The sequence below is a fragment of the Mesorhizobium sp. CNPSo 4670 genome (assembly GCF_057784235.1).
Map to the genome: position 1 here is coordinate 116,574 of NZ_JBWJFQ010000003.1, position 25,444 is coordinate 142,017.

Annotated in this window: 25 protein-coding genes and 1 pseudogene; 13 read left to right on the top strand and 13 right to left on the bottom strand. The window is 62.1% G+C overall.

The genetic code is table 11. The features are described 5' to 3' along the window. The first annotated feature begins 54 nt into the window (after positions 1–54). The 7 genes from AC0ZT5_RS06875 (at position 55) to AC0ZT5_RS06905 (ending at position 7,600) form a co-directional block, all read left to right on the top strand. Positions 55–3,030: an OmpA family protein gene (locus AC0ZT5_RS06875; RefSeq protein ID WP_488495802.1), complete on the top strand. Its 2,976-nt coding sequence runs from the start codon at positions 55–57 to the stop codon at positions 3,028–3,030. Positions 3,031–3,043: 13 nt separating this feature from the next. Then, complete coding sequence (locus tag AC0ZT5_RS06880; protein WP_477226802.1) at positions 3,044–3,538, top strand: Rab family GTPase; 495 nt, start codon at positions 3,044–3,046, stop codon at positions 3,536–3,538. A 3-nt stretch (positions 3,539–3,541) separates the two neighbouring features. Continuing rightward, positions 3,542–4,612: an adenylate/guanylate cyclase domain-containing protein gene (locus AC0ZT5_RS06885; protein WP_488495803.1), complete on the top strand. Its 1,071-nt coding sequence runs from the start codon at positions 3,542–3,544 to the stop codon at positions 4,610–4,612. Positions 4,613–4,712: 100 nt separating this feature from the next. Further along, entirely contained in the window at positions 4,713–6,512 is a 1,800-nt protein-coding gene (locus AC0ZT5_RS06890) for a winged helix-turn-helix domain-containing protein (protein WP_488495804.1), read from the top strand. A 190-nt stretch (positions 6,513–6,702) separates the two neighbouring features. Next, entirely contained in the window at positions 6,703–7,002 is a 300-nt protein-coding gene (locus AC0ZT5_RS06895; protein ID WP_488495805.1) for a DUF4242 domain-containing protein, read from the top strand. Between the two features lie 131 nt (positions 7,003–7,133). After that, a complete protein-coding gene (locus AC0ZT5_RS06900) occupies positions 7,134–7,292 on the top strand; it encodes a DUF1127 domain-containing protein (RefSeq protein ID WP_488495806.1) in 159 nt (52 codons plus the stop codon). A gap of 26 nt (positions 7,293–7,318) precedes the next feature. Next, entirely contained in the window at positions 7,319–7,600 is a 282-nt protein-coding gene (locus AC0ZT5_RS06905) for a hypothetical protein (RefSeq protein WP_477283249.1), read from the top strand. 91 nt (positions 7,601–7,691) lie between these two features. Here the strand turns inward: AC0ZT5_RS06905 and AC0ZT5_RS06910 are convergent. Further along, positions 7,692–9,129 (bottom strand): annotated as a pseudogene (locus tag AC0ZT5_RS06910) (helicase HerA domain-containing protein). 419 nt (positions 9,130–9,548) lie between these two features. Here AC0ZT5_RS06910 and AC0ZT5_RS06915 point away from each other — a divergent pair. Next, on the top strand, positions 9,549–9,854 hold the full coding sequence (locus AC0ZT5_RS06915; RefSeq protein WP_095091288.1) for a hypothetical protein: 306 nt from the start codon (positions 9,549–9,551) through the stop codon (positions 9,852–9,854). Positions 9,855–9,873: 19 nt separating this feature from the next. On the opposite strand, the gene AC0ZT5_RS06920 is transcribed toward AC0ZT5_RS06915, so the two are convergent. Then, entirely contained in the window at positions 9,874–10,626 is a 753-nt protein-coding gene (locus tag AC0ZT5_RS06920; protein WP_488495807.1) for a GntR family transcriptional regulator, read from the bottom strand. Between the two features lie 52 nt (positions 10,627–10,678). On the opposite strand from AC0ZT5_RS06920, the gene AC0ZT5_RS06925 reads away from it, so the two are divergent. Then, positions 10,679–11,266 (top strand): autotransporter, encoded by a 588-nt coding sequence (locus tag AC0ZT5_RS06925; protein ID WP_488495808.1) that lies wholly within the window; start codon positions 10,679–10,681, stop codon positions 11,264–11,266. Between the two features lie 27 nt (positions 11,267–11,293). Here the strand turns inward: AC0ZT5_RS06925 and AC0ZT5_RS06930 are convergent, their stop codons facing one another. The 3 genes from AC0ZT5_RS06930 to AC0ZT5_RS06940 form a co-directional block, all read right to left on the bottom strand. Then, a complete protein-coding gene (locus tag AC0ZT5_RS06930; RefSeq protein ID WP_488495809.1) occupies positions 11,294–12,124 on the bottom strand; it encodes an aldo/keto reductase in 831 nt (276 codons plus the stop codon). 137 nt (positions 12,125–12,261) lie between these two features. Next, on the bottom strand, positions 12,262–12,894 hold the full coding sequence (locus AC0ZT5_RS06935) for a Vgb family protein (protein WP_488496099.1): 633 nt from the start codon (positions 12,892–12,894) through the stop codon (positions 12,262–12,264). 46 nt (positions 12,895–12,940) lie between these two features. Continuing rightward, complete coding sequence (locus tag AC0ZT5_RS06940; RefSeq protein WP_488495810.1) at positions 12,941–14,161, bottom strand: helix-turn-helix domain-containing protein; 1,221 nt, start codon at positions 14,159–14,161, stop codon at positions 12,941–12,943. A gap of 453 nt (positions 14,162–14,614) precedes the next feature. Here AC0ZT5_RS06940 and AC0ZT5_RS06945 point away from each other — a divergent pair, with 453 nt between their 5' ends. The 4 genes from AC0ZT5_RS06945 to AC0ZT5_RS06960 all read left to right on the top strand — a co-directional run bounded on the left by AC0ZT5_RS06945 (position 14,615) and on the right by AC0ZT5_RS06960 (position 17,282). Continuing rightward, positions 14,615–15,367: a DUF899 domain-containing protein gene (locus AC0ZT5_RS06945; protein WP_488495811.1), complete on the top strand. Its 753-nt coding sequence runs from the start codon at positions 14,615–14,617 to the stop codon at positions 15,365–15,367. A gap of 220 nt (positions 15,368–15,587) precedes the next feature. Further along, complete coding sequence (locus tag AC0ZT5_RS06950) at positions 15,588–15,854, top strand: hypothetical protein (protein WP_488496100.1); 267 nt, start codon at positions 15,588–15,590, stop codon at positions 15,852–15,854. Continuing rightward, positions 15,851–16,855 carry a zinc-dependent alcohol dehydrogenase family protein gene (locus AC0ZT5_RS06955; protein WP_488495812.1) on the top strand — a complete coding sequence of 335 codons (1,005 nt, stop codon included), beginning with the start codon at positions 15,851–15,853 and terminating at the stop codon, positions 16,853–16,855. The genes AC0ZT5_RS06950 and AC0ZT5_RS06955 overlap by 4 nt, the downstream gene beginning before the upstream one ends. Before the next feature lie 154 nt (positions 16,856–17,009). Beyond that, on the top strand, positions 17,010–17,282 hold the full coding sequence (locus tag AC0ZT5_RS06960; RefSeq protein WP_488495813.1) for a hypothetical protein: 273 nt from the start codon (positions 17,010–17,012) through the stop codon (positions 17,280–17,282). A gap of 9 nt (positions 17,283–17,291) precedes the next feature. Here the strand turns inward: AC0ZT5_RS06960 and AC0ZT5_RS06965 are convergent, their stop codons facing one another. From AC0ZT5_RS06965 to AC0ZT5_RS07000, 8 genes are all read right to left on the bottom strand, one after another. Further along, entirely contained in the window at positions 17,292–18,149 is an 858-nt protein-coding gene (locus AC0ZT5_RS06965) for a sigma-70 family RNA polymerase sigma factor (protein WP_488495814.1), read from the bottom strand. After that, the gene (locus tag AC0ZT5_RS06970) at positions 18,149–18,622 is read right to left on the bottom strand and encodes a carboxymuconolactone decarboxylase family protein (protein ID WP_095091770.1); all 474 of its coding nucleotides are present in this window, start codon (positions 18,620–18,622) and stop codon (positions 18,149–18,151) included. The genes AC0ZT5_RS06965 and AC0ZT5_RS06970 overlap by 1 nt, the downstream gene beginning before the upstream one ends. A gap of 140 nt (positions 18,623–18,762) precedes the next feature. Continuing rightward, entirely contained in the window at positions 18,763–19,761 is a 999-nt protein-coding gene (locus AC0ZT5_RS06975) for a bestrophin family protein (RefSeq protein WP_488495815.1), read from the bottom strand. 190 nt (positions 19,762–19,951) lie between these two features. After that, complete coding sequence (locus AC0ZT5_RS06980; RefSeq protein WP_488495816.1) at positions 19,952–21,109, bottom strand: substrate-binding domain-containing protein; 1,158 nt, start codon at positions 21,107–21,109, stop codon at positions 19,952–19,954. 80 nt (positions 21,110–21,189) lie between these two features. After that, entirely contained in the window at positions 21,190–22,194 is a 1,005-nt protein-coding gene (locus tag AC0ZT5_RS06985; RefSeq protein ID WP_488495817.1) for an ABC transporter permease, read from the bottom strand. Continuing rightward, positions 22,191–23,768, bottom strand: a complete 1,578-nt coding sequence (locus AC0ZT5_RS06990) for a sugar ABC transporter ATP-binding protein (protein ID WP_488495818.1) — start codon at positions 23,766–23,768, stop codon at positions 22,191–22,193. The genes AC0ZT5_RS06985 and AC0ZT5_RS06990 overlap by 4 nt, the downstream gene beginning before the upstream one ends. Before the next feature lie 105 nt (positions 23,769–23,873). After that, complete coding sequence (locus AC0ZT5_RS06995; RefSeq protein WP_488495819.1) at positions 23,874–24,626, bottom strand: DeoR family transcriptional regulator; 753 nt, start codon at positions 24,624–24,626, stop codon at positions 23,874–23,876. A gap of 148 nt (positions 24,627–24,774) precedes the next feature. Next, positions 24,775–25,395 (bottom strand): TetR/AcrR family transcriptional regulator, encoded by a 621-nt coding sequence (locus AC0ZT5_RS07000; protein WP_488495820.1) that lies wholly within the window; start codon positions 25,393–25,395, stop codon positions 24,775–24,777. Between the last annotated feature and the right edge of the window lie 49 nt (positions 25,396–25,444).

The following is a 25,444-nucleotide window of genomic DNA, read 5'->3' on the forward strand; positions in this document are numbered from 1 at the left end:
CAAAGTACAGCCTCGAACGATACCGAGATTGATCGCGAGGCTCTGGCTAGGCTGTTGGTCGAAATTGCCCGAAACGTCGATCCGGACAATCATGCGCATTTCGACGTTCCAGCCGCCGATCATCGCATGGACACACTTCGCGAGCTGCTGGTCGGCCGCGAAATCTCTGAGCTTTCACGCGTTACGCACCTGCTCGACGAACCCGAGCAGCTTGCGGCCGCAGTGGGGGACGTTCTCCCTAGCGCAGCCGCATCGGCGTCTCATGCGCAACTCGGCGAGGCCTTTGCGCCAGTTGTTGAGCGGGCCGTGCGACGGTCCATCCAGAAGAACCCGCGCACGCTGACGGATATATTATACCCGGTGTTTCTGCCGGCTATTCGCAAGTCGATCGGCGAAAAGATCGACCAGACCTTTCAGTCGCTTAATGAATCTTTGAGGCATATATTTACCTGGCATGGACTTAAATGGAGATTTGAAGCTTGGAGGACAGGAACGAGCTTCTCAGAAGTTGTCCTTAAACACTCCCTATCCTATCAAGTAGAGCATGTCTTTCTCATTAACCGTAATTCCGGGCTTTTGATTACACATGTAGCCGCCGAAAATGCAACGAGCGAAGACCCTCAACTAATTTCTTCGATGCTTAGTGCAATTCAAGATTTTGTAAAAGACTCATTCAACGAGAAAGAACAGAGCGGACTGGACACTATCCGTTTCGGGGAGCTTCGTCTTTGGTCGGAAGTTGGACCGTTTGCGACCTTGGTTGCGGTGATCCGCGGAAATCCGCCAGAGGAATTACATGAAATAATTCGCGACGTACTGCTTCGCATCCACGATGAGAGCTCAGAAGCTCTAGAGCAGTTTGACGGCGACAGTTCGCAGTGGGCCGGCGTAGAGGCGCAGCTACAGACCTGTGTTGAACTGAAGCACGAGGATTCAAACGAGGGATTTCCGTGGCTGGTGGTGGCTGCAGTCCTGCTGGTTTTGGTACCGGCAGGCGGTTGGTTCTTTCTTTCCTGGCAAGCCGGGCAGCGCTGGCAGGCCTATGTGTCGCGACTGGAGACCCAGCCGGGCATCATCGTTGCGGAACACCAGATGCGCGGCGGCCAATTCTATATTGCCGGCCTGAGAGACCCGCTTGCCGCCGACCCCCAGTCGCTGTTGTCCGGAACGCAGGTCGATCCCGCTCGCATTCATTCGCAGTGGCAATTCTATCAGAGCCTTGAGCCGGAGTTCGTGTTGAAGCGGCTGGCGGCGTCGCTGGCCCCGCCGGATACAGTACGACTTTCAATCGTCAACGGTCGCATCGTTGCCGAGGGTGAGGCTCCCGACACGTGGATCGACCGGGCACGGGCCGCCGCCCAGCAGCTTTCGGCAGGCGGGCCGGAATTCGACATCTCCAAGGTTCGTGATGTTAGCCCCGAAGCACGCGCGGCGGAGCGCTGGCAGGCCTATGTGTCGCGGCTGGGGGCCCAGCCGGGCATCATCGTTGCAGATCAGAAGATACGCGATGGCCAATTCTATATTGCCGGCCTGAGAGACCCGCTTGCCGCCGACCCGCAGTCGCTGTTGTCAGGAACGCAGGTCGATCCCGCCCGGGTTCATTCGCAGTGGCAATTCTATCAGAGCCTTGAGCCGGAGTTCGTGTTGAAGCGCCTGACGGCGTCGCTGGCTCCGCCGGATTCGGTACGGCTTTCGATCGTCAATGATCGCATCGTTGCCGAGGGTGAGGCTCCCGACACGTGGATCAACCGGGCGAAGGCCGCCGCCCAGCAGCTTTCGGCAGGCGGACCGGTCTTCGATATCTCCGGGGTTCGTGATGTTAGCCCCGAAGCACGCGAGGCGGAGCGCTGGCAGGCCTATGTGTCGCGACTGGAGACCCAGCCGGGCATCATCGTTTCAGAACAAAAGATACGCGGCGGCCAATTCTATATTGCCGGCCTCAGAGACCCGCTTGGCGCCGACCCGCTGTCGCTGTTGTCCGGAACGCAGGTCGATCCCGCCCGGGTTCATTCGCAGTGGCAATTCTATCAGAGCCTTGAGCCGAAGTTCGTGTTGAAGCGGCTGACAGCGTCGCTGTATCCGCCGGATACAGTGCGACTTTCAATCGTCAATGATCGCATCGTTGCCGAGGGTGAGGCTCCCGACACCTGGATAGATAAGGCGCGCGCAGCAGCCCGACAGCTTTCGGCAGGCGGACCGGAATTCGACATCTCCAAGGTCCGTGATGTGAGCCCCGAAGCACGCGCGGCAGAGCACTGGCAATATTATGTGTCGCGACTTGAGGCCCAACCGGGAATCATCGTCGCCCAACAAACGGCGAGGGGCGGACATTTCTACATTTCCGGCCTAAGAGACCCGCTTGCCGCCGACCCGCAAGCTCTGCTGTCCGGAACGGAGGTTGATCCTGCCCGCGTTCATTCACAGTGGCAATTCTATCAGAGCCTTGATCCGAAGTTCGTGGTGAAGCGGCTGACGGCGTCGCTGACCCCGCCGAAATCGGTTCAGGTTTCGATCGTCCAGGGCCGCATCGTTGTCGTGGGTGAGGCTCCAGCCGCCTGGATCACCCGGGCGCAGGCCGCCTCCGAGCAACTTTCGGCGGACGGAGTGGTTCTGGATGTCTCGCAGCTGCGTGAGCTGAACCTTGCAGAACTTAATTATTTGAGAGAAGCCATCCAGACGACCGATATTTTCTTCTCTTCCGGCAAAGTTGTGCCGGGACCAGAGCAGGTGCCGGTTCTCGACAGGTTGGCGGATCAAATCAAGGAATTCGCCCAGAATGCCCGCAAGTCAGGCGTAACAGCGCGGTTCATGTTAACCGGGCATTCGGACGCCACTGGCCGTGAGACGGCCAACGCGTCGATCAGCGCCGCCCGCGCCGAGACAGTTCGCGCGCTTCTCAACAAGCGCGGCGTCCCTCCGGAACTGCTGCTGGTTCGAGGCGCGGGAACTTTTGAGCCGTTGGTGCCTGAAAATATTCAAACTGGTAGCTCCACCAATCGCCGGGTTTCGGTTACGGTAAACCTGGACTAGGGCGGGGCCCACGATGCTGCAAAAAAAGATCTGCATGTTGGGCGGGTTCGCCGTCGGAAAGACGAGCCTGGTGCGCAGGTTCGTGCAAAGCATCTTTTCGGAAACTTACTTGACCACGGTGGGAGTGAAAATCGACAAGAAGAGTGTCGTACTCGCGGACAAAACCGTGGATCTGATTTTGTGGGATTTGGCCGGCGAAGACGATATCGGCTCATTCCGAGTCAGCTATGTGCGAGGTGCGACCGGGCTCGTGCTTGTCGTCGATGGAACCCGCGCCGCCACTCTTGCCGTGGCGCTCACGCTGCGCGAGCGGGTTGAGGCCGAATTCGGGCCTATGCCGTTCGTATTGCTGTTCAACAAATCCGATCTGGCCGATCGGTGGGCAATACCGGATAGTGAGATTGACGGACTGAGGCAGCTTGGATGGCAAATCTATCTCACAAGCGCGCTTTCGGGTGAATGTGTCGACGATGCGTTTCGTCAGCTTGCTTCGATGGTCACTGAATAGACCATGCATGGATTGCCAAGAGAAGTCAGAAGCTGGATTTTCAACTTCTTCTACCGTGAGCACTCTGTCGCATATCTGAAAATTGACGCAGACCTTTGCATCGCTGCGAAGGGCGGCAACCTTAAACACTACGGGCTCTCATCACTTCGCATTGGCAAACCAGTTAGCGACCAGCTTGAATTCATGGAAGGCTTGCTGCCTTGTCCGGAGCTTCCATTTCATATGGCCATGGTCGAACTGCCCGGCGGGCGTGTCGCGGACCTTCATCTTTTTGCTGACGATGACTGCGTGTGGCTGCTCGTTCTTGACGCCACCGCCGAACGCGACAGCAGGCAGCGGCTTCAACAGAAGGCTTATGAAATGACGCTCCTGCAAGAGAGGGAGCGTCAACTCAACGAGAAATTACGATCGACGAACGAGGCGTTGAGGGAGAGCCAGGAGGGATTGTCGCGTGAATACCAGCGCGCCGAAACCCTGCTCCTCAACATTCTTCCGGCGTCGATCGCGGAGCGGCTAAAGGCGCACGAACAGATTGCGGACAACCACGCAGAGGTGAGTGTGCTTTTTGCCGACATCGTCGGTTTTACGGAAAGAGCGCGCAGCGTCGGAGCCGTGACGACGCTCGCTATCTTGAATTACTTCTTCAAAGTGGCGGATCAGCTCTCGGAACGATATGGCTGCGAAAAGATCAAGACAATCGGCGATTGTGTGATGGTGGTCGCCGGCCTGCCCGCCGCGCGATCCGATCATGCGGAAGCCCTTGCGCACTACGCACTTGAACTGCGCGAGGCGGGTCGGCGCGAACGCTTCGCAGGAGAACCGCTAAGACTGAGAATTGGGATTCACTCAGGACCGATCGTCGCCGGCGTCATAGGCAAAAAGCGGTTTGCCTATGACCTGTGGGGCGACACCGTCAATCTCGCCGCACGGATTCAAACGTCCGCCGAGCCCGATGAAATCCGTATTTCGGATGCAACTCACACACTGCTTGGACCAGATTTCGCTTGCGACCCACTCGAGGAAACGGAATTGCGGGGCACAGGTCGTGTGCGAATGTGGCGGCTCCGGGCCTGATTTGCCGCTTGTCCTGGGCGAGTCGGGCTGCCATCAACTAGAACGGGGCCGCTCCCATATCTGAGACCGATAAGGTAGACTGCAGCATCGGAAAACGGCGATGCACCATTCGTTTGGACAATTCGAACTTGATGAAGCTGCCCGCAGACTGTCCCTTGAGGGCGTTGGGCAGAAAATCCAGCCGCTTGTCTTTGACTTGCTCGTGTACCTGGTTCGCAACGCAGGCAGAGTTGTACCCAAAGAGGAGTTGATGGACGCTCTTTGGCCGGATGTCATTGTGACAGAAGCTTCGCTTCAGCGGGTGGTTAGCCTTACACGCAAGGCGCTTGCAGCAGGCGGATTGCAGGACGCAATACACAGCTACGTCCGCCACGGCTATCGCTTCGCAATCGATGAGCCAGGACTGGGCTACGTGCGGCCTGCCACGTTCGCGGGGGATGACAACCTTGCGCAGGCTCGCAGGCTAGCGGCGGCACGTGATTGGAGCGCGGCCGCAAAGCTCTTCGCAGGTCTTGCGGATATTGAAGCTCTCTCTCCGGCCGATGTCGATCTTTGGGCTTTGGTCGTTGAATGCGGAGGGCGGCCGACCGAGGCGATCCCTGTGCTGACCCGCGCCGTTGCTGCTCATATCGAGGCTGGAGATTCGGCGCGCGCCGCCAGATCCGCTGTGACACTGGCCAAGATCCAAGCCGAACGGGGAGCGGCTGCCGTTGCGGAGGGATGGCTGGAACGTGCTGCTTCGCTTCTTTCTCAGTCCAAGGACGCGAGCACGGAATCGTATCTGCTGTGGATGAAGTCACGTCTTGCATCCTCAGCCGGCCGCCCGGAGGAAGCGCTTCGATTGGCTTCAGCCGCCCACTCGATAGCTGAACATTGCGACGACCCTGGCCTGCGAGCCCTGACCCTGACCTACAAAGGATTTTACAATCTGGCGCTTGGCAAGATCGAGGAGGGCAACGAGCAGCAAAACCATGCGGCGGCGATCGCGTTGTCGAGTCAGGTGGACCCGATCACCGGTAGCTTGGCCTATTGCAACATCCTCTGGAGTTGCAGGACTTTCGCCGATTGGTCTCGTGCTCGCCAGTGGAGTGAAGGTTTTGAAAGCTGGTGCACCGCAAGCTTTGCCCAAACATCAGGAGCTTGTGATCTTCATCGTGCCGAAGTGGCTGCGGCGCAACAGATTTTGCCTGAGGCCCTGGCTTGCATAAATGAGGCGCTTCCTAAACTTTCTGCAGAGGAATCTTGGTCGCTTGGCGAGGGCTTTCGGGTCCGTGGCGATATCTTCGCCATGATCGGCGATCTCGCGTCGGCGCGAGTTGACTACGATCAGGCCTATGCACTCGGCTGGGACGCGGAACCGGGCAATGCCTTGCTATTGTTCGAAACCGGCGACTTGGAAGGTGCGCTCGCTGCAATTGACCGTGTCTTACAAGGGGGGTCATGGTTCCATCTTCAGCGGCGTGGAAACCTGTTGGTCAATGCAGCCTGCATTGCAGCACGCGGCGGACGCTCGAACCAGGCATCAATCTATCTCGCCGAAATCGATGCGCAGCCACAACGCTGGCGACAACCAGCGACGCAGGCGCTGATAGCCGAAACAAAGGCTGCACTCTGCAAGCCAGACGACCCGAACAAAAATCGCCTTCTGCTATTGGCCCGGCAACTCTGGACAAGCGCCGGCGTCGATTATCATGCAGCGAGGATTCGCCTGCAGTTGGCAAGAGCTCTGCTCAGTTTGGGCGACGTCAGCGGCGCGAAAGTAGAGATCACAGCGGCAGAAAGATCGGCCCGTCACCTGGGATCGCAGCGCCTGGACCAAGAAGCCGAACTGCTTCGCCACAGCCTTTTGCCCGATAGCCAATCGCTCATCAATGGTCCCAGGCAAGAGCTCATCACCTGAACGTCGCTCACTTGCCTGCCGCAATGAGCTACGGATCAGCTCTTGCCGCCGAGCCAGGGCGAAGATCAGCCAAGGATAAGGTTGAGATAAGGACGGTCAGTCCCCTCAGGAGGTAATTTTTCCCCGTCATGCAGACACGCATGGCAATCAGCAGCGCCGATGAGTTGGCGCGATAGCGAAAGGGAAAATCATGAACCTCTATGTCATCCGTCGCCCTAGCGCATGGGAATCTCTGCAGGAACTCGAAGCCGCCGGCGCGAAATCAGCAAAGGTCGCCAAGGAACAGATGCCGGGCCAGGTCCGCTGGATCCGCAGTTACGTGGTGAATGAACCCGATGGGCGCATCGGCACCTTCTGCATCTACGAAGCGAAAGACGGCGAGGCCATCCGGGATCACGCCAAGCGCGTCGGCATGCCGGGAGAGGAATTCTACCCGGTGGCCGACACTGTCATCCTTCAAAACGATCCGATTTCAACAGCGGCCGCCTGACGGAGTCCGTTTGTTGCCTCACGTCATCAGCGTGGGGCAGCATCACGCAACCAACCGGCAATGAACAGACGGCGCTTGGAGGCGGCCTGCCCACCTACCAGCGCCTCGAATCCTAGCAAGTGGAGAAAACAATGTTTCACTACCTCAAGCATGTTTCGATTGGGCTGAAGGCTCGCAGAACCGAGAGGGCTTTGCGCGCTCTGCCAGACCATACCCTGAAGGACATAGGCCTTCGACGCGATGCAATCTCTTATGCCGTTCGAGAGCATCTGAAGCACGATCGCATTTGAACGCTCGCAATAGATGGAATTGGAAAATGGAAATTCTTATAAACATGGCGAACATCATGTATGTGGTCGCTTACTTCACGTTGGATATATTGCGGCTGCGGATTCTAACGACTGCAGCAGCAATCTGTCTCGCCGTGTATTTCTACAGCCAGCCGGCACCGCTCATGAACGTGGTCGGCTGGAATGTCTTCTTTGTGCTTCTGAACCTCATCCAGATCGGCCGCATCTTGACGTCTCGCTACGTTAAGGTGCGGTCATACTCTCGCCAGGAAAATGCCAGCGGGCGTATGCGAAATGGCGGCTTTTGAACGACATTGGCGCTCGAAACCGAGACATCAAGTATGAGGCGCATAGTTCCGGACAGGTGTGATCAGCGGCTGCCGGCGACTGACGCGGCCCTCACACCGCCAGGCTCCCCTGCTCCGCCTCCTCGGCGTTGGGGTCGCCCGGGGCCGTTGCCCAGGCGAGTTCGACCAGCGTCACGGTACGCCGGCCTACCCCGTCGAGCTGGCAGACGATGAGGCCCTGCTCCTCGATATAGGTGAGGAGACGCCGGGCACGGCGCAGCGAGTGGGAGCCATAGGCGCGGGCGATCGCGGCGTCGCTCGGGCAAGGCCAGCCCTCCTTCGCCGCCCTGGCGATCATCATGAACACGCCCTGCATGTCATCGGGCAAAAGCGAGGCGCGCACCGAGACGTCCTGCCAGGCATCATCCCCTGCTGCCATGTCGGAGCCGAGCCCGGCGCGGGCGCGCGTCAACATGCGGCGGAACTCCGGCAGGTCGGGCACGACCGAGGCAAGGCCCTCGATGCGGCAGCGCACCACGAACTCCTGATAGAGCACGCCGATGACACGGAAGCCTGCATCGGGCTGCGCTAGGATGGCGCGCAGCACACGGTCCACCCGCTCGCGGCGCTCGGCCAGGTCCTCGGCGCTGATTTGCGGCTCCACCGGCTCTGGGCGGATTTCGAGTGCCGCCGACTTCGCCGCCATCAGTTGATCGAGCAGGTCCGGCGACGACCGGCGCTGCGGCCGCACCGTCTCGGGCGGCGGCGCTGCCAGGATGATGGCGCGTGCGTCCTCCAGCGCTGCTTCCGGCAGCGGCATCAGGCGCGGCGTGCCGTTGCGCGGACTGGTGTCGGTCGGACCGATGCGCAGGCCGAGCGGCCGGCGTGACAGGGCCGGGCCGAGCGCCATGAACTGGCCGCGTTCCAGGTCGCGAAACGCCTCCGCCTGGCGCCGCTCCATGCCCAAAAGGTCGGCGGCGCGCGCCATGTCGATATCGAGGAAGGTGCGACCCATGAGGAAATTGGACGCCTCGGCGGCGACATTCTTGGCGAGCTTGGCCAGCCGCTGGGTGGCGATGATGCCGGCAAGCCCGCGTTTGCGGCCACGGCACATCAAATTGGTCATGGCGCCGAGCGAGAGTTTGCGCGCCTCGTCCGAAACTTCGCCGGCCACCGCCGGTGCGAACAGCTGCGCTTCGTCCACCACCACCAGCATCGGATTCGGCGTCGAGCCCCTCGAGATTGAGCACGGTGGAGACGCGGTGGATACGCGCCCGCTCGCCGGCGCTTTGCAAGCCGCGCTCGGTATGCTCCTCGGCATCGATCACCAGATGGCCGAAACGGTCGCCCAGCGACACGAAGTCGCCTTCGGGGTCTATGATGGTCTGCTGCACCCAGGGGGCGCTCTGCTCCAGCAGCCGCCGCAAGAGATGCGATTTGCCGGAGCCCGAATTGCCCTGCACCAAAAGGCGCGTCGCCAGCAGCTCCTCGAGATCGAGCGTCGCCGCGGCGCCTGCGGTCGTGTGTCCCATCTCGATCGCAACGGTCATCTCGACTCAGGCGCTCCTTTCGCAGACGGGCTTATCAACCCGATCACAGCCCGTCGAGCGCGCATGGCCGCCCGCGCCGTGTTGCGCACAGGCCAAGGACCGTCTCCGGATCATCGACAACAAGGGAACCCTGTGGATAGTAACCACCTGTTCACCATGTGCCGGCGTTCCGATTGAAGACGCGCCGCATCCGCTTAGCCTGACCTTGCATCGCGTCCCCAACGTGGTGCGTCCCAACCGCCCCCTGGCGACCGACGTTTTCAAGTTCCCTCTCGCAGTATATGTCGGTCGCCAACCTCGCCTGATCCCGCCAAGTCCCGACATCGTCGAGACTCGCCCGCTGGCGCAAACTTTGGGTTGACCGCCCCGGAGCGCGAGGCGACACTTCCCCGACGCTGGAAGTGCGAGGAGGAAAAGCGATGGACGAGCCCGAACGGTGGCGCCACATGTCGACGGCGCCGAGGGATGGCAGCCGCATCCTGGTCACGGTTCGCCCGTCCGAACAGGGGCCGGCGGAAGTCGACCTCGCCTATTGGTCGCGCGCCGACCAGTTCGCCAGCGAAGGCTGGCGCGCGTCGGACTCCTCGCCGGGGCGCGTCGTCGAATACGCCGAACCGGAACTGAAATGCTGGATGCCACTGCCGACAGCCAATCTCAGCCGCGCTTCCATGCCGGCCCCCTGGGAGGGTGACGACGCCCAGCAGCTCGACGGCTCGGGGATTTAAGGCGCGAAGCCTTAGGTGATCAAGCGAAGTCTTGCAGGTTGGCTTCCCGGAGCTTGGCGCCCGCCAGCAGGGCTTCGAGCACCTGCTTCTTGAGATTGAGGCACTGCGAGCGGGCAAGTTTGACGATGCCGGAAACGTCGCTTGCCTCGCAGGCATGAACCAGGTCCTTCTGCTGACCAATGATCAGCTGCGTGAAGTCGCGCGACCTGAATCCGAGGTGGAGAGCCCTCTCCGACTGGTCGAGTATCTGGCCCAGCAGCTGCGCCAGGCGTGAATTTCCGGATAGCTCCGCCAAGGCAAGACGGAAGGCGCGATCCGCTGCAAGGAATGCAACGTGACTGCGCAGCGTCTCCGGCTTCAGCACCTTCCTCGCCGCCTGCCTGACATCTTCGAGTCCCCGCTCGGTGAGGCCCGACGCAGCCACCCTGAACACTTCCGGCTCGATCAGACTGCGGACATCGAAGATCTCGGTGACATCGCGCAGCGTCAGCGGCGTGATGACGTAGCCACGGCGCGGCTCGCTCCTGACCAATCCCTCCTGCATCAGCCGGGTCAGCGCCGCGCGGATCGTCGCCTTTCTGATCAGATATCGATCGCCAATCTGCTTTTCCGTCAGCGTTTCACCAGGGCGCAGCACGCAGGCGACGATGTCGCTCTTCACCTGCTCGTACGCCTGCTCGCTGCGCAGCAGGTCGGCGGTCGACGGCACTGCGGCCGTGCCGGCGGACAGTGCCGGTTTCGTCGATGCGGCAGTCAAATCACGACGAGTCATGCTTGTTCCGTTCTGGCGATCCGGTTGACGCCGCCATCGACTTTGAGTAGCCTTGAGCATCTCAGATCAATCATTTGATCATCTCAAAGGGATAACGGCAATGGCTGTTCCGGCTGGCTCGCCTCTCTACGCGGTTGTGGATGCTATCGTCAACGCCGCCGGAAGTCCCGATCCCCTCGCACGAATAAGGGGGGTGCTGGGCGATCATGTGAACCGTCTTCACGCATTGGGGGTGCTCGTGCATGAAGAAGAAGACGACGAGGTGCTTCTCCATGCAAGCCGGAATTTGACGATCTATCACATCACGCTGTCGCCCGGCCTGCAGTACCCGCCGCACAACCACCTGATGGACGCGTTGATCGGCATCTACAGGGGTGGCGAGACGAACTTCATCTATCCCGATGCCGCCAGCAAGCTCGATGCTCCCCAACGGCAGGACTCCACCGCGCCCACCGTGCTGCACCTGCCTCCACATGCTGTGCATTCGGTCGCCAACACCGGCAGCGCACGGTCGGGCGCGCTTCATGTCTATCTGGGCGACCTGCCGGCGACCCATCGACAACTCTGGGATATGCAAAGCAATCGAGCCGAGCCCTTTGACAACGATCGCTATCTGGCTGGCGCCCGGCCCATCGAGTAGTCTTGAGGGGCGAGCGCCCCTCTCCCTTCAGAAAAGGAACGACGCCGTGGCGGGGTTTGGGCCGGTGCGGCCGTTTGGCGAATCCATGCCCCGGATCGCCTGCAGGTCCTGCGCATCCAGCTCGAAATCAAAGACATCGAAATTGGCTGCGATGCGATCCCTGCGGATCGACTTTGGAATGACGATCAGCCCTTCCTGAAGGTGCCAGCGGATGATCGCCTGCGCCGCGGACTTGTCATGCTTCCTGGCGATGCCCGCGATGGTCGGGTCGCCCAGCAGCCGACCGCTGCCCAGCGGGCTCCAGCTCTCGATGCGGATGTCATGGCTGGCATGGAAGTCCCTGATGCCGCGCTGCTGGAACTGGGGATGCAGCTCGATCTGGTTGACCACTGGCGTCACGCCGGTCTCGCCGATGATCCGCTCCAGATGGTCCTGGTTGAAATTCGAAACGCCGATCGACTTGATGCGGCCGGCCTGCCTGAGTTCGACCAGCGTCTTCCACGCCTCGACATATTTGTCCTGGCTAGGCACCGGCCAGTGGATCAGGAACAGCTCGAGTTGCTCGATGCCGAGCTTCTCCATCGTCTCGTCGAAGGCGCGCAGCGCCGCATCGCGCTGGTGTGCGCCGTTGCGCAGCTTGGAGGTGATGAACAGCTCGCCTCTCGGCACGCCGGCGCTGCGGATCGCCTCTCCGACCCCATCCTCGTTCCGATAGCCCTCGGCGGTGTCGATCAGACGATAGCCGGCCTCGATCCCCCAACCCACCACCTGCGCGGTGATATCCTGGTCGACTTGCCACACGCCAAGTCCGAGCTGGGGAATGGCGGAGCCGTCGTTCAACGGTATCTGTTCAGGCATGGCAGGTCCTTTGCAAAAGATGATCCGGGCGGTCCGCCCGGCGCATGCCCTATCTAGGTTCGACAGGGAGCAACGACCAGTCGACAGCGGTCAAATTTGCCTGGTGTGCGGCCTCTAGTCCTGATCTCTGATTGAGCTCACCTCGGCCGGCGTACCGCTCTCACCACCCCGGCGGATATGCTGCCGCAGAAGAGGCGGTCGCCGCCATCGGATTCCAGCCCCGAGACGCCCATGCCGGCCGGCATGTCGAGCTTCTCCAGAACCTTGCCGGTTTGCGGGTCGACGCGGCGCAGGTCGCTCTGCTCACCCTCCCAAGTGGCGTGCCACAGTTCGCCGTCGACCCACGTCACCCCAGTGACGAAGCGGTTGGATTCGATGGTGCGCAGGATTGCCCCGGTCTCGGGATCGATCTGGTGAATCCTGCGCTCCCGGTACTGGCCCACCCAAAGCGTTCCTTCGGCCCAGGTGAGCCCGGAGTCGCGTCCGCCGCCGGGCGCTGGAATGGATGCCAGCACCTCCCCGGTGTCGGGGTCGATCTTCTGGATGCGATCCCCGGCAAGCTGGAAGAAATGTCGGCCGTCATAGGCGGTGCCAGCGTGCGCGGCGACATCGATCGAGCGCAGCGCCTGCCCGCTTTCCGGATCGAAGGCATTCAGTTTCTCACCGGAGGCAAACCAGACGTTGCGCCCGTCGAAGCTTACCCCGTGCACGGTGTCGACGCCCGGAAAGGGTCCGTATTCGCGCAGAATTTCGGCCGCTGAATGTTTCATGTCGTTATCCTCACTGAGATGATCGGGCATTTTCGGGGATCATGCTCTAACCGTTCGGCAGCGGTGCCGGGAGTAACAAGGTCGTCGTGAATCCGGCCACCGGCGGCGTCATCCAGCGGCGCGCCCGCCCGTGCCCGAACGACTGCACCTTGCCGGCCTCGCCAAGTTGCTCCAGCGCCCGCTGCACGCTGCGCTGGCCGGTACCAAGCGCCAGCGCCAGTGCCGAACTCGCCCAGGATTCACCATCGGCAAGCAAGGCCAGCACCGCCGCGTACCGCTCCTCGATCGGCCGTGCCAACACCACCACTTCGGGCGCCTGGCGCGACGCCAGCGCAAAACCTTGGCTGGTGGCATTGATGTCGGCAAGCGGGCCTAGTTCGGCGCGCAGGCGGCCGATCTCGACCCGCAATCGCGCCCGATGCGATTCATCGGCGTGCCTGCCGCCAAAAGCCTGAGCGATGAGCGTCGCCCGCGACACGTCCGCCGGCCATGCTTCGGCTAGCGTGCGCGCCAGCGCAAACAAAACCGGGCGCGTTGCCAGCGAGACCATGGTTTCCTGTTGGCGCACGAGATGGCGCAAGGCATCGACCACCAGCGCCGGCGATGCCTGCAGCGCCTCGACCTCCTCGAGCAGCAAGGGGCGCTGCTGGCCACGCGCGATCAGCCGCGCCGCCGGCGCGTCCAGCGCCAGGAAGGCGTTGTCGACCTCGGCCATCAGCCCCGGGATGCCGGCCCGGCGAGCGGCGTGGCGCGCCCACTCCAGCGCGGTGCGCGCAGCCCTTGTCTTGAGGCGCCGCATCGCGATGCCGGCGACGGCCAGTTCGTGCGCGGCTCTCGAGGCTGGCGGAAGCGGCGCCGGATCGAGCCCGGCCAGCACGTCTTCAGCCTCATCGAGGCGACCAATCAACAGCAGGCGCCGCACCTTGAGGTGGCCGGCATGCGCGGCGTTCAGCCGATCGCCATGCCTTTCCAGCGTCGCCCGCGCCGCATCCAGCACCTTGGCGGGCCAGCCGAGGTCCCGCGAGACCAGCGCGATCTCCGCCTCGGCGACGACGCATCTGGCTCGCGCCACCGCCTCTTTCGGGCCGAAGGCGCGTGCGGCCCGGCGCAACAGCGCCTTGGCGCGGTCGAGGTCGCCGAGCTGCGCCATCGCGATGCCGCGCAAGGCCAGCGCCGGCGCGTCCTCGCGCAGGGCGACACGATCCAGCGCGCCGAGCGGATTGCCCGCGGCCAGCGCCAATGCCGCTGCCGTGATCAGCGAGTCCATTCAAATCCCGTCACACTTGTAACTCCCACCCCTGCATTCCACGCCCTAACTTAAGTCATGACCGCCCCCCAGCAAGCCGTATCGGCAACAGGTAGCATACTAGGGAAAACGGCAATGACTTGGATGATGACCTAGCCATCAGGACTGGCTGAAGGCGCCGTAGCCGCCGTTGACGCCAATATGGGCATTGGCTAGCCTGAGCATCTCAGACAAAGATATTAAGCTTCTCACAAGGGAAAAACAGACAATGCCTGACTCCGACGATCTGCCCCTCCACGCGACGAACGACATGGTCGAGCGCGCCGGACGCCACCCCTGCTGCGGCGGGCCTGTCCATTCAAATCCCGTCACACTTGTAACTCCACCGCGGCACTTCATCGCCCTACCCTGCCTCACGATCCGCAAGCAACGACACGCCGCCACGGCGCGACAGACTGACAAAGGAGACGAGCAATGACCAAGCACACCGCAATGAAGACCCCACCAGTCGTTTCACAGCAGGCGTGGGAAGCCGCGCGCGAAGAGCTGCTGGTGAAGGAGAAGGCGACGCTGCGCGCCAAGGACGCGCTGGCCGCCCAGCGCCGGCGCATGCCGTGGATGGAAGTGGACAAGGCCTATGTGTTCGAGGGGCCGAACGGCAAAGCGAGCCTGCTCGATTTGTTCGAAGGCCGCCGCCAGTTGATCGTCTACCGCGCCTTCTTCGAACCGGGAGTCCATGGCTGGCCCGATCACGCCTGCCGCGGCTGTTCGCTCGGCGCCGACCAGGTCGGCCATCTCGCCCATCTCAACGCCCGCAACACCACGCTTGCCTACGCCTCGCGCGCACCACAGGCCGACATTACGCGGCTGAAGAAGCGGATGGGCTGGGAGATGCCCTGGTACACCATCACCGACAGCTTCGACAAGGACTTCGGCGTCGACGAATGGCACGGCCACAACGTCTTCATCCATGACGGCGACCGTGTGTTCCGCACCTATTTTATCAACAGCCGGGGCGACGAGGCGATGGGCACCGTGTGGAGCTACCTCGACGCAACGCCGCTCGGCCGCCAGGAGATCTGGGAAGACTCGCCCGAAGGCTATCCGCAGACCCCGCTCTACAGCTGGTGGAACTGGCACGACAATTACGACGCCGCGCCCGACCAGAAATGGGCCGAAGTGTCGGCTGCCGGCGAAGCGGCATTCCGGGACAAGGACGGCCAGTAGTAACCTGTCGGGAAAGGGTGGCGCACGCTCATCCAGCTTGGTTTCCTCTCCCTCACGCAGTGGGGGAGAGGTGGCTCGGCGAAGCCGAGACGGAGTGGGGGCTGGGCCCTACGAAAGCCCCCACTCCGTCCGCTTCGCGGCCACCTCTCCCCCGCCTCTGGCGAGGGAGAGGAACCCAAATCCTGGTCTCGACACCGCCATGACCATCAAGGAAAAGACCATGAGCGATACCCATTCTGGCACCAGCAGCGAGACCCCTGAAAATATTGCCTCTCTGGGCCTCGCCGACTGGCTGTGCCTTGCCGCGGCACCGACCTTCGCCCTGATGGCGCTGTTCGCCTGCATTCAGAATGGTGACGTGGCCATGCTATGCATGGCTGCGAACGCCTCACCGTTGAACAGCATGCCGGTGATGTATCTCCTGATGAGTGCCTTCCATCTGGCGCCCTGGCTGAGGGTGATGTCCGGCCGGCCGGTCCGGCAATGAGGCTGGTCAGGCTGAGAGCGCCGGGTGGCTTGGACAAGCTCGAACTGGTCGAGGAAGACCGTCCCCAGCCAGGACCGGGTGACGTGCTGGTCAGAATCCGGGCCTGCTCGTTGAACCTGCGTGACGATTTCGTCGTTCAAGGCAAGGTGCCGTTCGCCGATGGCCGCGTTCCGCTGTCCGATGGCGCGGGCGAGGTGGTCGAAGTCGGCGACAATCTCGATGCGTTCAAAGCTGGAGACAGCGTCGTCAGCACCTTCTACCCCTGGTGGCTGGGCGGTGACATGACGCCTGCCACCAGGCGCGACATACCGGGAGAAAGTTTTGACGGCTTTGCCAGCGAGTATGTGTGCATGCCGGCGCAGGCCTTCACCAAGGCACCATTGGGCTACACGCATGTGGAGGCGGCTACGCTCACCTGCACCGGGGTCACCGCCTGGCGCGGCCTGGTTGTGTGCGGCAAGGTGAAACCCGGCGATACGGTGCTGGTCCTCGGCACGGGCAGCGTATCGCTGTTCGCGCTGCAATTTGCCAAAGCCGCCGGCGCCAGGGTCATCGCCACGTCTTCCGACGAGCAGAAGCTGGAAAGGCTCACGCGCCTCGGAGCCGACGCCGTCATCAACTACAAGGCCGTGAAGGACTGGGGCCAAAAGGCCCGGGATTTGACGGACGGACGCGGCGTCGATCACGTCATCGAAGTCGGCGGCCCCGCAACGCTCACGCAGTCGATAGCGGCCTGCCGAACGGGCGGCCACATCGCCCTGATCGGCGTCCTCACCGGCTTTGCGGCTGATGTCTCGATCCCGGCCTTGTTTTCGAACCAGATCCGCATCAGCGGGATTTCGATTGGTAGCAGAGCCGACCAGGAGGACATGATCAGAGCGATAGATGTCAACCGTGTGAAACCGGTCGTCGATCGCCGTTTTGCGCTTCAGGACATCGCCGCCGCCTTCACGCACTACGAATCCCAACAGCATTTCGGCAAGGTTTGCCTAGAACTTTGAGCGCTCCGAAGGCGGCAGCCCCACAGCCCCCACCGATCATCCATCAGCAACAGCTAATTGACAGCCCGAAGGAAACGGCGCTGACTGGCTGAACAGGTGGATCGCACATCAGGCGGGCGATATCGACCGCCGGCTTCACCTTGGGGAGGATGCCATGCCAACCGTCATTGGCCATCACAACATCACGAAAGACAGCAAGCACTGGCTCAGTTCACCCAAGCGCAAGGAGCTTTTCGGCGCCCTTGGGATCACCAACATCCGCACGTTCGTCGATCCGCAGAATCCGAAACGCGTGGCGGTGATGATGGACGTCCCGGACATGGATGCCCTTGCGACAATGATGCAGAGCCAGAAAGCCGCCGACGCGATGGTCTACGATGGCGTGGTGCCGGAATCGCTGGTGATCCTGGTCGAAGCGAAGGGCTAACTCCCTGACCTAATGCAGGTGCCTGAGCTTGTCGGGGTTGCGCACCACATAGATTGCCGAGATCTTTCCGTCCTCGATGTCGAGTGCGGTCGTCTGCAGTTCGCCATCGGCTTCCAACGTGATGAAGCCGGGCAGTCCATTGACGAAAACCACACGAACAAGCGTCGAGGCGTTCTTCTGCAGCCATTCCGCCACACGCGCGTATTGCTGCATCACGGCATCGAACCCCAGGACCACTTCCGTGGCTGCCGGACGCTTTCCGCCGCCATCGGCATGGGCGCTGACGTCGGCCGTCAGCATCGCGCCCAGCGCCTTCATGTCGCCGCTGCGCGAGGCGGCGAAGAAGGCCTCGGCAAGCTCGAGGCCGCGTTGCCTTTCCACCTTGAAACGCGGTCTCGCCTGGCGGACATGGGTGCGCGCGCGGGCAGCGAGTTGGCGGCAGGCGGCGGGCTCGCGCTGGATGGCGGCGGCGACCTCGTCGAATCCGAGCCCGAACACATCGTGCAGCAGAAAGGCTGCCCGCTCGAGCGGCGAAAGACGTTCCAGCACCAGCATCATCGGCAAGGTGACGTCTTCCACTTCGTCCTCTTCCACGACGGGATCGGGAAGCCAGGGACCGACGTAGGTCTCGCGCAGGCGGCGCGCGGATTTGAGCTGGTCGAGACAAAGCCGCGTGACCGTGCGGCGCAGGAATGCCGCCGGCTCACGCACCTCGCCGCGGTCGGCCCTGATCCAGCGGATGAAGGCCTCCTGCACGACATCCTCGGCGTCCGCCACGGAGCCAAGCATGCGGTAGGCGACGCGCATCAGCGTCGGACGCAGCGGGTCGAAGGCTGCCGCCGCATGCTCGGTCCCTGCGCTCGTCATCAGGCGGCCGCCGCCTTGGCGGCGGACCTTATGGCCGCCGGATCGGCCCAGCCACCGAACCCAACCGCAAGGCGGTTGTAGCCGTTGATCACATTGATCATCAAGGTGAGCTTGACCTGTTCTTCCGGCGTGAATTCAGCCTCCAGGGCCTCATAGGCGCTTTCGTGCGTATGGCCTTCGCAAATCCGCGTCAGCGCCTCGGTCCAGCCGAGCGCTGCGCGTTCGCGGTCGGTGTAGCAGGGCGCCTCGCGCCACGCCGACAACAGATAGATGCGCTGCTCGGTTTCGCCGTCCTCGCGCGCAAACACCGTGTGCATGTTGAGGCAGTTGGCGCAGCCGTTGATCTGGGATGCACGGATCTTCACAAGCTCGGCCAGGCTGGGCTCGAGGCTGGAGGAAATGGCGAAGGATGCGCGCTGCCATTCCTTCATCAGCGAGGGGGCAGCGGCGAAGAGATCAAGTTTTGCGGTCATGATTGGCTTCCTTCTGTTGGTGCCGACCTCATGACGAGTTGGGATCCGCCAATGTGACATTCACGCCAGGTTTTTTGTGTGTTGCCAGCCGGCGAGAGCGGTCGCGCCGGCACCTGGTATCGGGGATCGGTGACGCTTGCCTAGGTCGCGATATCGTTGATGGGCAGCAATGGCTTGGGAAGGTCAACTTCGCCCAGCCCGGTGCGCAGCTCGATCTCGATGTCGCGACAGATTTGCGAGATCGGAACATCGTTGGCGTTGCCCTCGAAAGGGTTGGCACTGCTCTCGCCGACCTGGTCGAGAGACATGTATGCCCACCCCAGAAGCGTGCTGAACGGGATCGTGAGCCAGATCGCGATCGGGCCGAGTGCGCCGCCCAATTTGCCCATGTCGGCAAAGACTGGAACGACGCCAAATGGCAGCAAGGTGCAAAAGATCATGACGAACAAGGAACTGACTATGGCGTATTGCCGGGGATATGGATTGTTCTTGATGCGGTCGCACCGCGCCTGCTGATCATGGAAGTCGCGGATCAGCTTGGTGAGTTCGACATAGACCTGGGGAGGGATTTTGGCGTCCTTGAACAACGCATTGACCTGGACCGATTGCATTTCGAGGAGGATTAGCGCTGGACGAGGCGACTTCAGGACGTCGTCGGCTTGTTCGCCCAACAGCGGACGCAGTTCGTCGGTGATCGAGCCCGCATCCTCCTGGATACGGCAACGCCGCCGGAATTCGACATTGGCCGCCCGCCCCATGGATTCCCACGGCATCGGCCGCCGCAGGGCGAACCGGAGGGCCGTCAACCAGGCGAGATGGCGGTAGATCAGTTGCCTGGCTGTCGGCACATCGTTGAAGTCCCTGCAGAAATTGGACCACAACCGGCTGCTGGCTGTAATTTGCGCAAAGGCCTGCAGCGCTTCACTGCTGCGGGTGAATACCTGCGAATTCTTGAACCCGGCAACGAGTGACACGGTGGTGCCGAGCACGAGCACGACCGACCATGGCACCGAAAACCCGGCGATGCCCGGCAGACGGTAGGCCGCCACGGCCAGTGCGCTCACCACCACCATGTAGATGACACTGCCCCGCGACCAGACAGCGAAATCTACCACCTTGTAGGAACGGCCTACATACATCGGATGCCCTCGAAAGCGTGAACGACAAGCGAATCAAGCCATCACGCCTAGCATACCGTTTGCTCACCATGAATGGCCGTCTTGGCATGAAGCCGAAGGTTGCGGGCCGATTTCCCAAAGCGCGTCGCGTCCAATCTTACCAAAAACATGGGCACGGGGTCGCCCCCGTGCCCATGGCTTTCCACCTATCTCAATTGCACTTCGGCTTGGCGCCGTTGCAGGCGTCGACCAGTTCGGCCGGCGGATCCTTGTGGAACACGGTCTTGAAGGACTCCAGCACGTTGGACTGCACCACCGGCAAGGACTGGACACCGACCCAGGCGGGCGTGGGTTCACCGATCAGCGCCTTCATCATGGCAAGCGCCTCGGCGACACCCTGGTCATAGGGACGCTGCGAGCCCGTCGCCTTGAGCGGCCCACCCTTGGCGATTTCGATCGCCGACTGCAGGCCGAGATCGACAGTGGTGATCGGAATGTCGATGCCTTGCGCGCGCATCGACGACAGCGTGTCGAGCGCCGGCTGATCCCACACCGCAAACAGGCCCTTCACATCGGGATTGCCGGTGAGGAAGTCGCCGGCGATCTGCGACACCTTGGAGGGATCGGTGAAATCGACCTGCTTCATGACGATGTCGGGCCGGTTCTTCTTCATCCACTCCCCGACGCCCTTGGTGCGCTCATTGGTGCTGAAATAGTCGACGCCGAAATTCACCAGGCCGATCGTGCCGCCCTTCGGCATGCAGGAAGAGAGGATCTGCGCCGCGATCTGGCCGTTGCCCTGGCTGTCGGCCGAGATCATCGAGGCAAAATCCTTTGGAGATTCGAGGCCAACCGGGATGCTGTCCATGAACACCAGCTTGATGCCGGCCTCGCCCACCTTCTTGTAGGTCGGAGCCGTCGCGGTGAAGTCGACCGGGATGGAAATGATGCCGTCGGGATGCTGCTGGATGGTGTTCTCGATATCTGCGATCTGCTTGTCGACCTGATATTCGGCGGACGCGACGCCGGTCACGGTCACGCCATACTTGGCCAGCGTTTCGCTGATGCCTTGCACCTGCAGTTGCGACCAGTCGAGGTTCACCGTCTGCATGGAAATGCCGACCTTGAACTTGCCGGCCTTGACCTTGGCAGCCTGGTCGTCGCTCAATTTCAACTCATCGGGCGAGGCTGCCTTTTCGCCGTGCGGACCCTGGCCGACAATGCCCTTGGGACCGAGCGTGGCCATGTCGACGCCGGTAACGCAGGTCTCCGGCGTTTGCGCCGGGCTTATGGATGTTGAGAGCGCGAACGCGCTGGCGGCGATGCTCAATGTGCAGAAGAGCGAGTGGATTCGTGCCGAGTGCTTCATGACTTTCCTCCGTTGATCGTTGACGTTTCTGGTGCCGTTTGGAGCCGGCAATTTTCTGCTGATATCCGCGGGCGCGCGCCTTACCTCCTCGTGAAGGCGACCGCGGCGACGATGATTGCTCCCTTGATGACGAGTTGCAGCGACGAGCTGACGCCAAGTAGCACCAGCCCATTGTTGAGCGTGCCGATGATCAGGCTGCCGAGCAGCGTGCCCAGTACGAAACCGCGACCGCCGAACAGGCTGCAGCCGCCGAGGATCACCGAGGCGATGACATCGAGCTCCATGCCTTGCACGACATCGGGCCGCGCCGCGTGCGAACGCGCCGACAGGATCAGGGATGCCAGCCCGGCGAGCGTTCCGGTCAGCACGAAAGCCAGCGTGGTGACCTGCTTGATATGAACGCCGGAATAGAGCGCCGCAGTCGGGTTGCCGCCCGCCGCATAGACGCGCCGCCCATAGACGCTGTAGTGGAGCAGCAGGATGCCTGCGATCGTGACGCCAAGCGTCCACAGGATCGGCGCCGGGATGCCCAGCACCGAGCCTTCACCGAAGATCGCGAAATAATAGTCGTTGGTGATGATGACCGGCTTGGTGTTGGTGACCATCAGCGCCAGGCCGCGCGCGCCGCTCAACGTGCCCAGCGTCACCAGGAAGGACGGGATTTCGAGGCGGGTGGTCAACACGCCGTTGATCAGCCCGATCAGCGCCCCAGTGCCCAATCCCGCTAGCGCACCGACGAGCCAGTTGTTGGCGACGAAAGCCATGGCCAGCGACGCGCTCATGCCCGAAAGCGCCAGCGTCGAGGCGACGGACAGGTCGATCTGCCTGGAGATGATGACGAACGTCATGCCGACGGCAATGATCGAGACCAGCGTCGTCTGGCGGCCGATGTTGAGAAAATTGTCGATCGACAGGAACCAGGGCGACGCCAGGCTGAAGACGATCAGCATGACGACAAAGGCGACGTAAAGCATATAGGGGCGCTCGCCCTGAAGCAGATGCTGCAGCGCCGACCGACCGCCTGGCTGGTTGGCGGCAGCCCCCCTTGCCACTGATGGATTTGCCGGGCTTTGGGTGTCGGTCATGCCGCGTGCTCTTCCGATGGCTGCGAAAGTTGAATGAGGTGATGGAGATCCTCGGCGCTGCCGAATTCCTGTCTCGAAATCGTCTTCGTGATCCGGCCATCGACGACGATCGAGACGCGGTCGCAGAGCTGAAGCAGTTCGGAAAGATCCGAAGACACCAGCAGCACACCGCTTCCCGCCGCCGCCGCGGCACGAATGACGCCGTAGATCTCCTCGCGCGCGCCGACGTCGACACCAACCGTCGGCTCGTCGAGCAACAGGACGCGCGGCCGTGGCTCGTTCCATTTGCCGAACACGACCTTCTGCTGGTTGCCGCCGGACAGATTCTTCACCGTGGTCGATGCGCCTGGCGCCTTGACGGCCAGCCGGTGCATGGCGGCGTCGGCGTGCTCGCTCGCCGCGCGGCGCTGCAGCCAGCCCAGGCGCGAGAAATACGGCAACCGTGGCAGGGTCAGGTTGCGCTCGATCGAATGTTCGAGGACCAGGCCCTGGACGTGCCGGTCCTCCGGCACCAGCGCGATGCCTCGCCGTATCGCCGCGGCCGGATCGGTTCTGTTCAGCGAAACGCCGTCGAGGCTGGCATCGCCCGACTGGATGGGCCGCAGCCCGAAGATCGTCTGCAGGATTTCGGTGCGTCCGCTGCCGATCAGGCCGGCAAGGCCATGGATTTCGCCGCTGCGCAGTTCAAGATTGGTCCGGTCCAGCCTGTCATTGCTGATGCCCTTCAATTCGAGCACGGGGTTTTCCGGTGAACCAGGGCTAGCCGAGGACGGCACGCTTTGCCCGGCTGCCATGCTGTCCGCCTTCAGGACGGCGTGATCCGGCCCGACGATCGCGCCGACCAATTGCCTCATATTGGTCTGCGACGTGACAAATGTTCCGGCGTTCTGTCCGTCGCGGAACACGGTCACCCGGTTCGAAATTCGGAAGACCTCATTGAGGCGATGCGTGACGTAGATCACCCCGACGCCTCGCGCGGCAACAGCACGGATCGCCTCGAACAGGATCTTCTCTTCATCGTCGGTCAGAGCCGAGGTCGGCTCGTCGAGGATGAGCAGGCGAACGTCGCCCATCAGCGCCTTGGCGATCTCGGTCATCTGGCGATAGGCAAAGGGCAGCGACCCGACTAGGGCGCGACCATCGAGCGGGATATTCTGAGACTTGAGGAAGGCTTCGGCCTGCGCCACCAACTGGCGTTTTTTCAGGAAGCCGAAGCGGGTCTTCGGCTCTCGTCCCAGCATCAGATTGTCGGCAACCGAAAGCGATTCGACCAGGCTCAGATCCTGGTAGACCACCGCCACGCCGGCCTCACGCGACTGGGCGGGCGAAGCGAACGAGACAGGCTCGCCGTTGATCTCGATCGAACCACCATCATGCACGTGGACGCCGCTTAGAATCTTGATCAGCGTCGATTTGCCGGCCCCGTTTTCACCAAGCAGGGCGTGCACTTCACCGGATTTGATTTCGAGACTGACGCCGCGCAGCGCATTGACACCGCCGAACCGCTTGCTGACGCCCTCGACGCGCAGCAAGGGAGTCCCGGACGATGGCGAAATCGAACCCTGTTCGATCATGACGCCTGCATTTCCTTCCGTTGACGCGTCCCCTACCCCGATCGAGATTGTCTTTTGAGACTTCTCTTACTTTTTTTGTGACTTTTCCATCAGGCCAGCGAAATGTCAAACGGAGTCAGGCGGCAGTTGGAATGATTCCGGCCCTACCTCCCCATGTTCGGTGATGACGGCGTCGAAACCGTCCATCGGTGCGAAGAAGGCGCGCTTGAGCTTGCCGATCTTGCTGCTGTCGACGACGAGGTAGTTTTCGCGCGCCAGGCCCATCACCTTCTGCTTCACCACCGCCTCGTGAAAATGCTCGCAGGTGGCACCACGTTTGGCATCGACGCCGGCGGCCGACAGAAAGGCGGCATTGATGCCGACGCTCTTCAAAATGTCGAAGTCATGCGTGCCCGAGAAAGACGCCGAGGCGGGATGATACACGCCACCCAGCATGATGATCGTCACATTGGCCTTGCGGGTCAGGCGTTCCGCGACATTCATGGCGTAACATATTGCCGTTATTCGATAATCATCGGGAATGAGGTCGATCAGATGGATCAGCGTCGTGCCGCAATCGATGAAGATCGTCTCGTCGGGCCGTATCTTCCGCACCGCGTGCAGACAGGCTTCGCGCTTCGCCGCCGCATGGCTGTCGGCCGCGGTCGCCAGTTCGTAAGGAGCGTCGGTATCGATCTCGGCCGCCGCCAATATGTGCCCACCGAGAAAGGCGATCTGCCCCTGATTGGTGGCGATGTCACGCCGCACAGTCATCTCAGAGACGCCGAGCAGCGTTGCCGCTTCGCTCAGATGGATAACCCGCCGTTCCGATAGCAGATGGATCAGTAGGGCTGTCCTTTGCGCTTTACGAGCAGTCATGCGTTGGGCCTGTCGGTCGCCTGAAATGTGAGGAATTTAACAACCGCTCTCACTCAGTTGCAAGCGCGGTGTGCGAATCCGCCTGCCATGACCAACGGACATGTCTGCTACAGGGCCGTCGCCTGCCCTGGGCCGATCGCGCAGACGATCAGGCCTTGGCGGATTTCGCCGCCCCGAACCGCAGACCGTCCATCAGCAGCGAGACCAGCCGGCGTGAGCGGTCGCGCCATTGCGGGGTGTCGGGTGCCGAGTAGATGCCCGACAGTGCGTGCAGCACGTCGGAAGCGTCGACGTCGCCGCGGATGGTGCCCTCGGCCACCGCAGCCTCGACCAGTTGCCGCAAGGCCTGCGAGACCCTACCCGACGTGTCGGAAAACAGCGTCGAATTGGTGGTCAGCAGGATGCGCAGGCTGGTCGCCAGGCCGCGCTTGGTGGCGATATAGTCGACGAAGCGCTGCATCCACTGCTCCAGCGCTACATCGGACGGATGTTTTCCGGCGAGCTCGCCGGCAGCCGCGCACAGCGCCTCCGCCTCGCGCCGGTAGACCACCTCGACCAGGTGCTCGCGGGTCGGAAAATGCCGGTAGAGCGTACCGATACCGACGCCGGCTCGGCGCGCGATCTCTTCCAGCGAGGCGTCGATGCCACGCTCGGCAAAGACGGCGGCCGCCACCTCGACCAGCCTGTCACGGTTGCGCTGCGCGTCGGCGCGCAACGGCTTGGCCTCTTCGACCTTCTCTTTGGCGATGGCGGACGGCTCGGCGGCCAATTTTTTCTCCACGGTGTGGCGGGGGGCTTGAACCCGGCCGGGTCAGCCC

Bases quoted from the DNA above. Each gene is read 5' to 3' on its own strand.
- AC0ZT5_RS06890 (WP_488495804.1), top strand. From the start codon at position 4,713: ATGCACCATTCGTTTGGACAATTCGAACTTGATGAAGCTGCCCGCAGA.
- AC0ZT5_RS06900 (WP_488495806.1), top strand. From the start codon at position 7,134: ATGTTTCACTACCTCAAGCATGTTTCGATTGGGCTGAAGGCTCGCAGA.
- AC0ZT5_RS06985 (WP_488495817.1), bottom strand. From the start codon at position 22,194: ATGACCGACACCCAAAGCCCGGCAAATCCATCAGTGGCAAGGGGGGCT.
- AC0ZT5_RS06935 (WP_488496099.1), bottom strand. From the start codon at position 12,894: ATGAAACATTCAGCGGCCGAAATTCTGCGCGAATACGGACCCTTTCCG.
- AC0ZT5_RS06990 (WP_488495818.1), bottom strand. From the start codon at position 23,768: ATGATCGAACAGGGTTCGATTTCGCCATCGTCCGGGACTCCCTTGCTG.
- AC0ZT5_RS06995 (WP_488495819.1), bottom strand. From the start codon at position 24,626: ATGACTGCTCGTAAAGCGCAAAGGACAGCCCTACTGATCCATCTGCTA.
- AC0ZT5_RS06960 (WP_488495813.1), top strand. From the start codon at position 17,010: ATGCCAACCGTCATTGGCCATCACAACATCACGAAAGACAGCAAGCAC.
- AC0ZT5_RS06980 (WP_488495816.1), bottom strand. From the start codon at position 21,109: ATGAAGCACTCGGCACGAATCCACTCGCTCTTCTGCACATTGAGCATC.
- AC0ZT5_RS06940 (WP_488495810.1), bottom strand. From the start codon at position 14,161: ATGGACTCGCTGATCACGGCAGCGGCATTGGCGCTGGCCGCGGGCAAT.
- AC0ZT5_RS06880 (WP_477226802.1), top strand. From the start codon at position 3,044: ATGCTGCAAAAAAAGATCTGCATGTTGGGCGGGTTCGCCGTCGGAAAG.
- AC0ZT5_RS06945 (WP_488495811.1), top strand. From the start codon at position 14,615: ATGACCAAGCACACCGCAATGAAGACCCCACCAGTCGTTTCACAGCAG.
- AC0ZT5_RS06915 (WP_095091288.1), top strand. From the start codon at position 9,549: ATGGACGAGCCCGAACGGTGGCGCCACATGTCGACGGCGCCGAGGGAT.
- AC0ZT5_RS06970 (WP_095091770.1), bottom strand. From the start codon at position 18,622: ATGACCGCAAAACTTGATCTCTTCGCCGCTGCCCCCTCGCTGATGAAG.
- AC0ZT5_RS06950 (WP_488496100.1), top strand. From the start codon at position 15,588: ATGAGCGATACCCATTCTGGCACCAGCAGCGAGACCCCTGAAAATATT.
- AC0ZT5_RS06965 (WP_488495814.1), bottom strand. From the start codon at position 18,149: ATGACGAGCGCAGGGACCGAGCATGCGGCGGCAGCCTTCGACCCGCTG.
- AC0ZT5_RS06930 (WP_488495809.1), bottom strand. From the start codon at position 12,124: ATGCCTGAACAGATACCGTTGAACGACGGCTCCGCCATTCCCCAGCTC.
- AC0ZT5_RS06920 (WP_488495807.1), bottom strand. From the start codon at position 10,626: ATGACTCGTCGTGATTTGACTGCCGCATCGACGAAACCGGCACTGTCC.
- AC0ZT5_RS06975 (WP_488495815.1), bottom strand. From the start codon at position 19,761: ATGTATGTAGGCCGTTCCTACAAGGTGGTAGATTTCGCTGTCTGGTCG.
- AC0ZT5_RS06895 (WP_488495805.1), top strand. From the start codon at position 6,703: ATGAACCTCTATGTCATCCGTCGCCCTAGCGCATGGGAATCTCTGCAG.
- AC0ZT5_RS06885 (WP_488495803.1), top strand. From the start codon at position 3,542: ATGCATGGATTGCCAAGAGAAGTCAGAAGCTGGATTTTCAACTTCTTC.
- AC0ZT5_RS06955 (WP_488495812.1), top strand. From the start codon at position 15,851: ATGAGGCTGGTCAGGCTGAGAGCGCCGGGTGGCTTGGACAAGCTCGAA.
- AC0ZT5_RS06905 (WP_477283249.1), top strand. From the start codon at position 7,319: ATGGAAATTCTTATAAACATGGCGAACATCATGTATGTGGTCGCTTAC.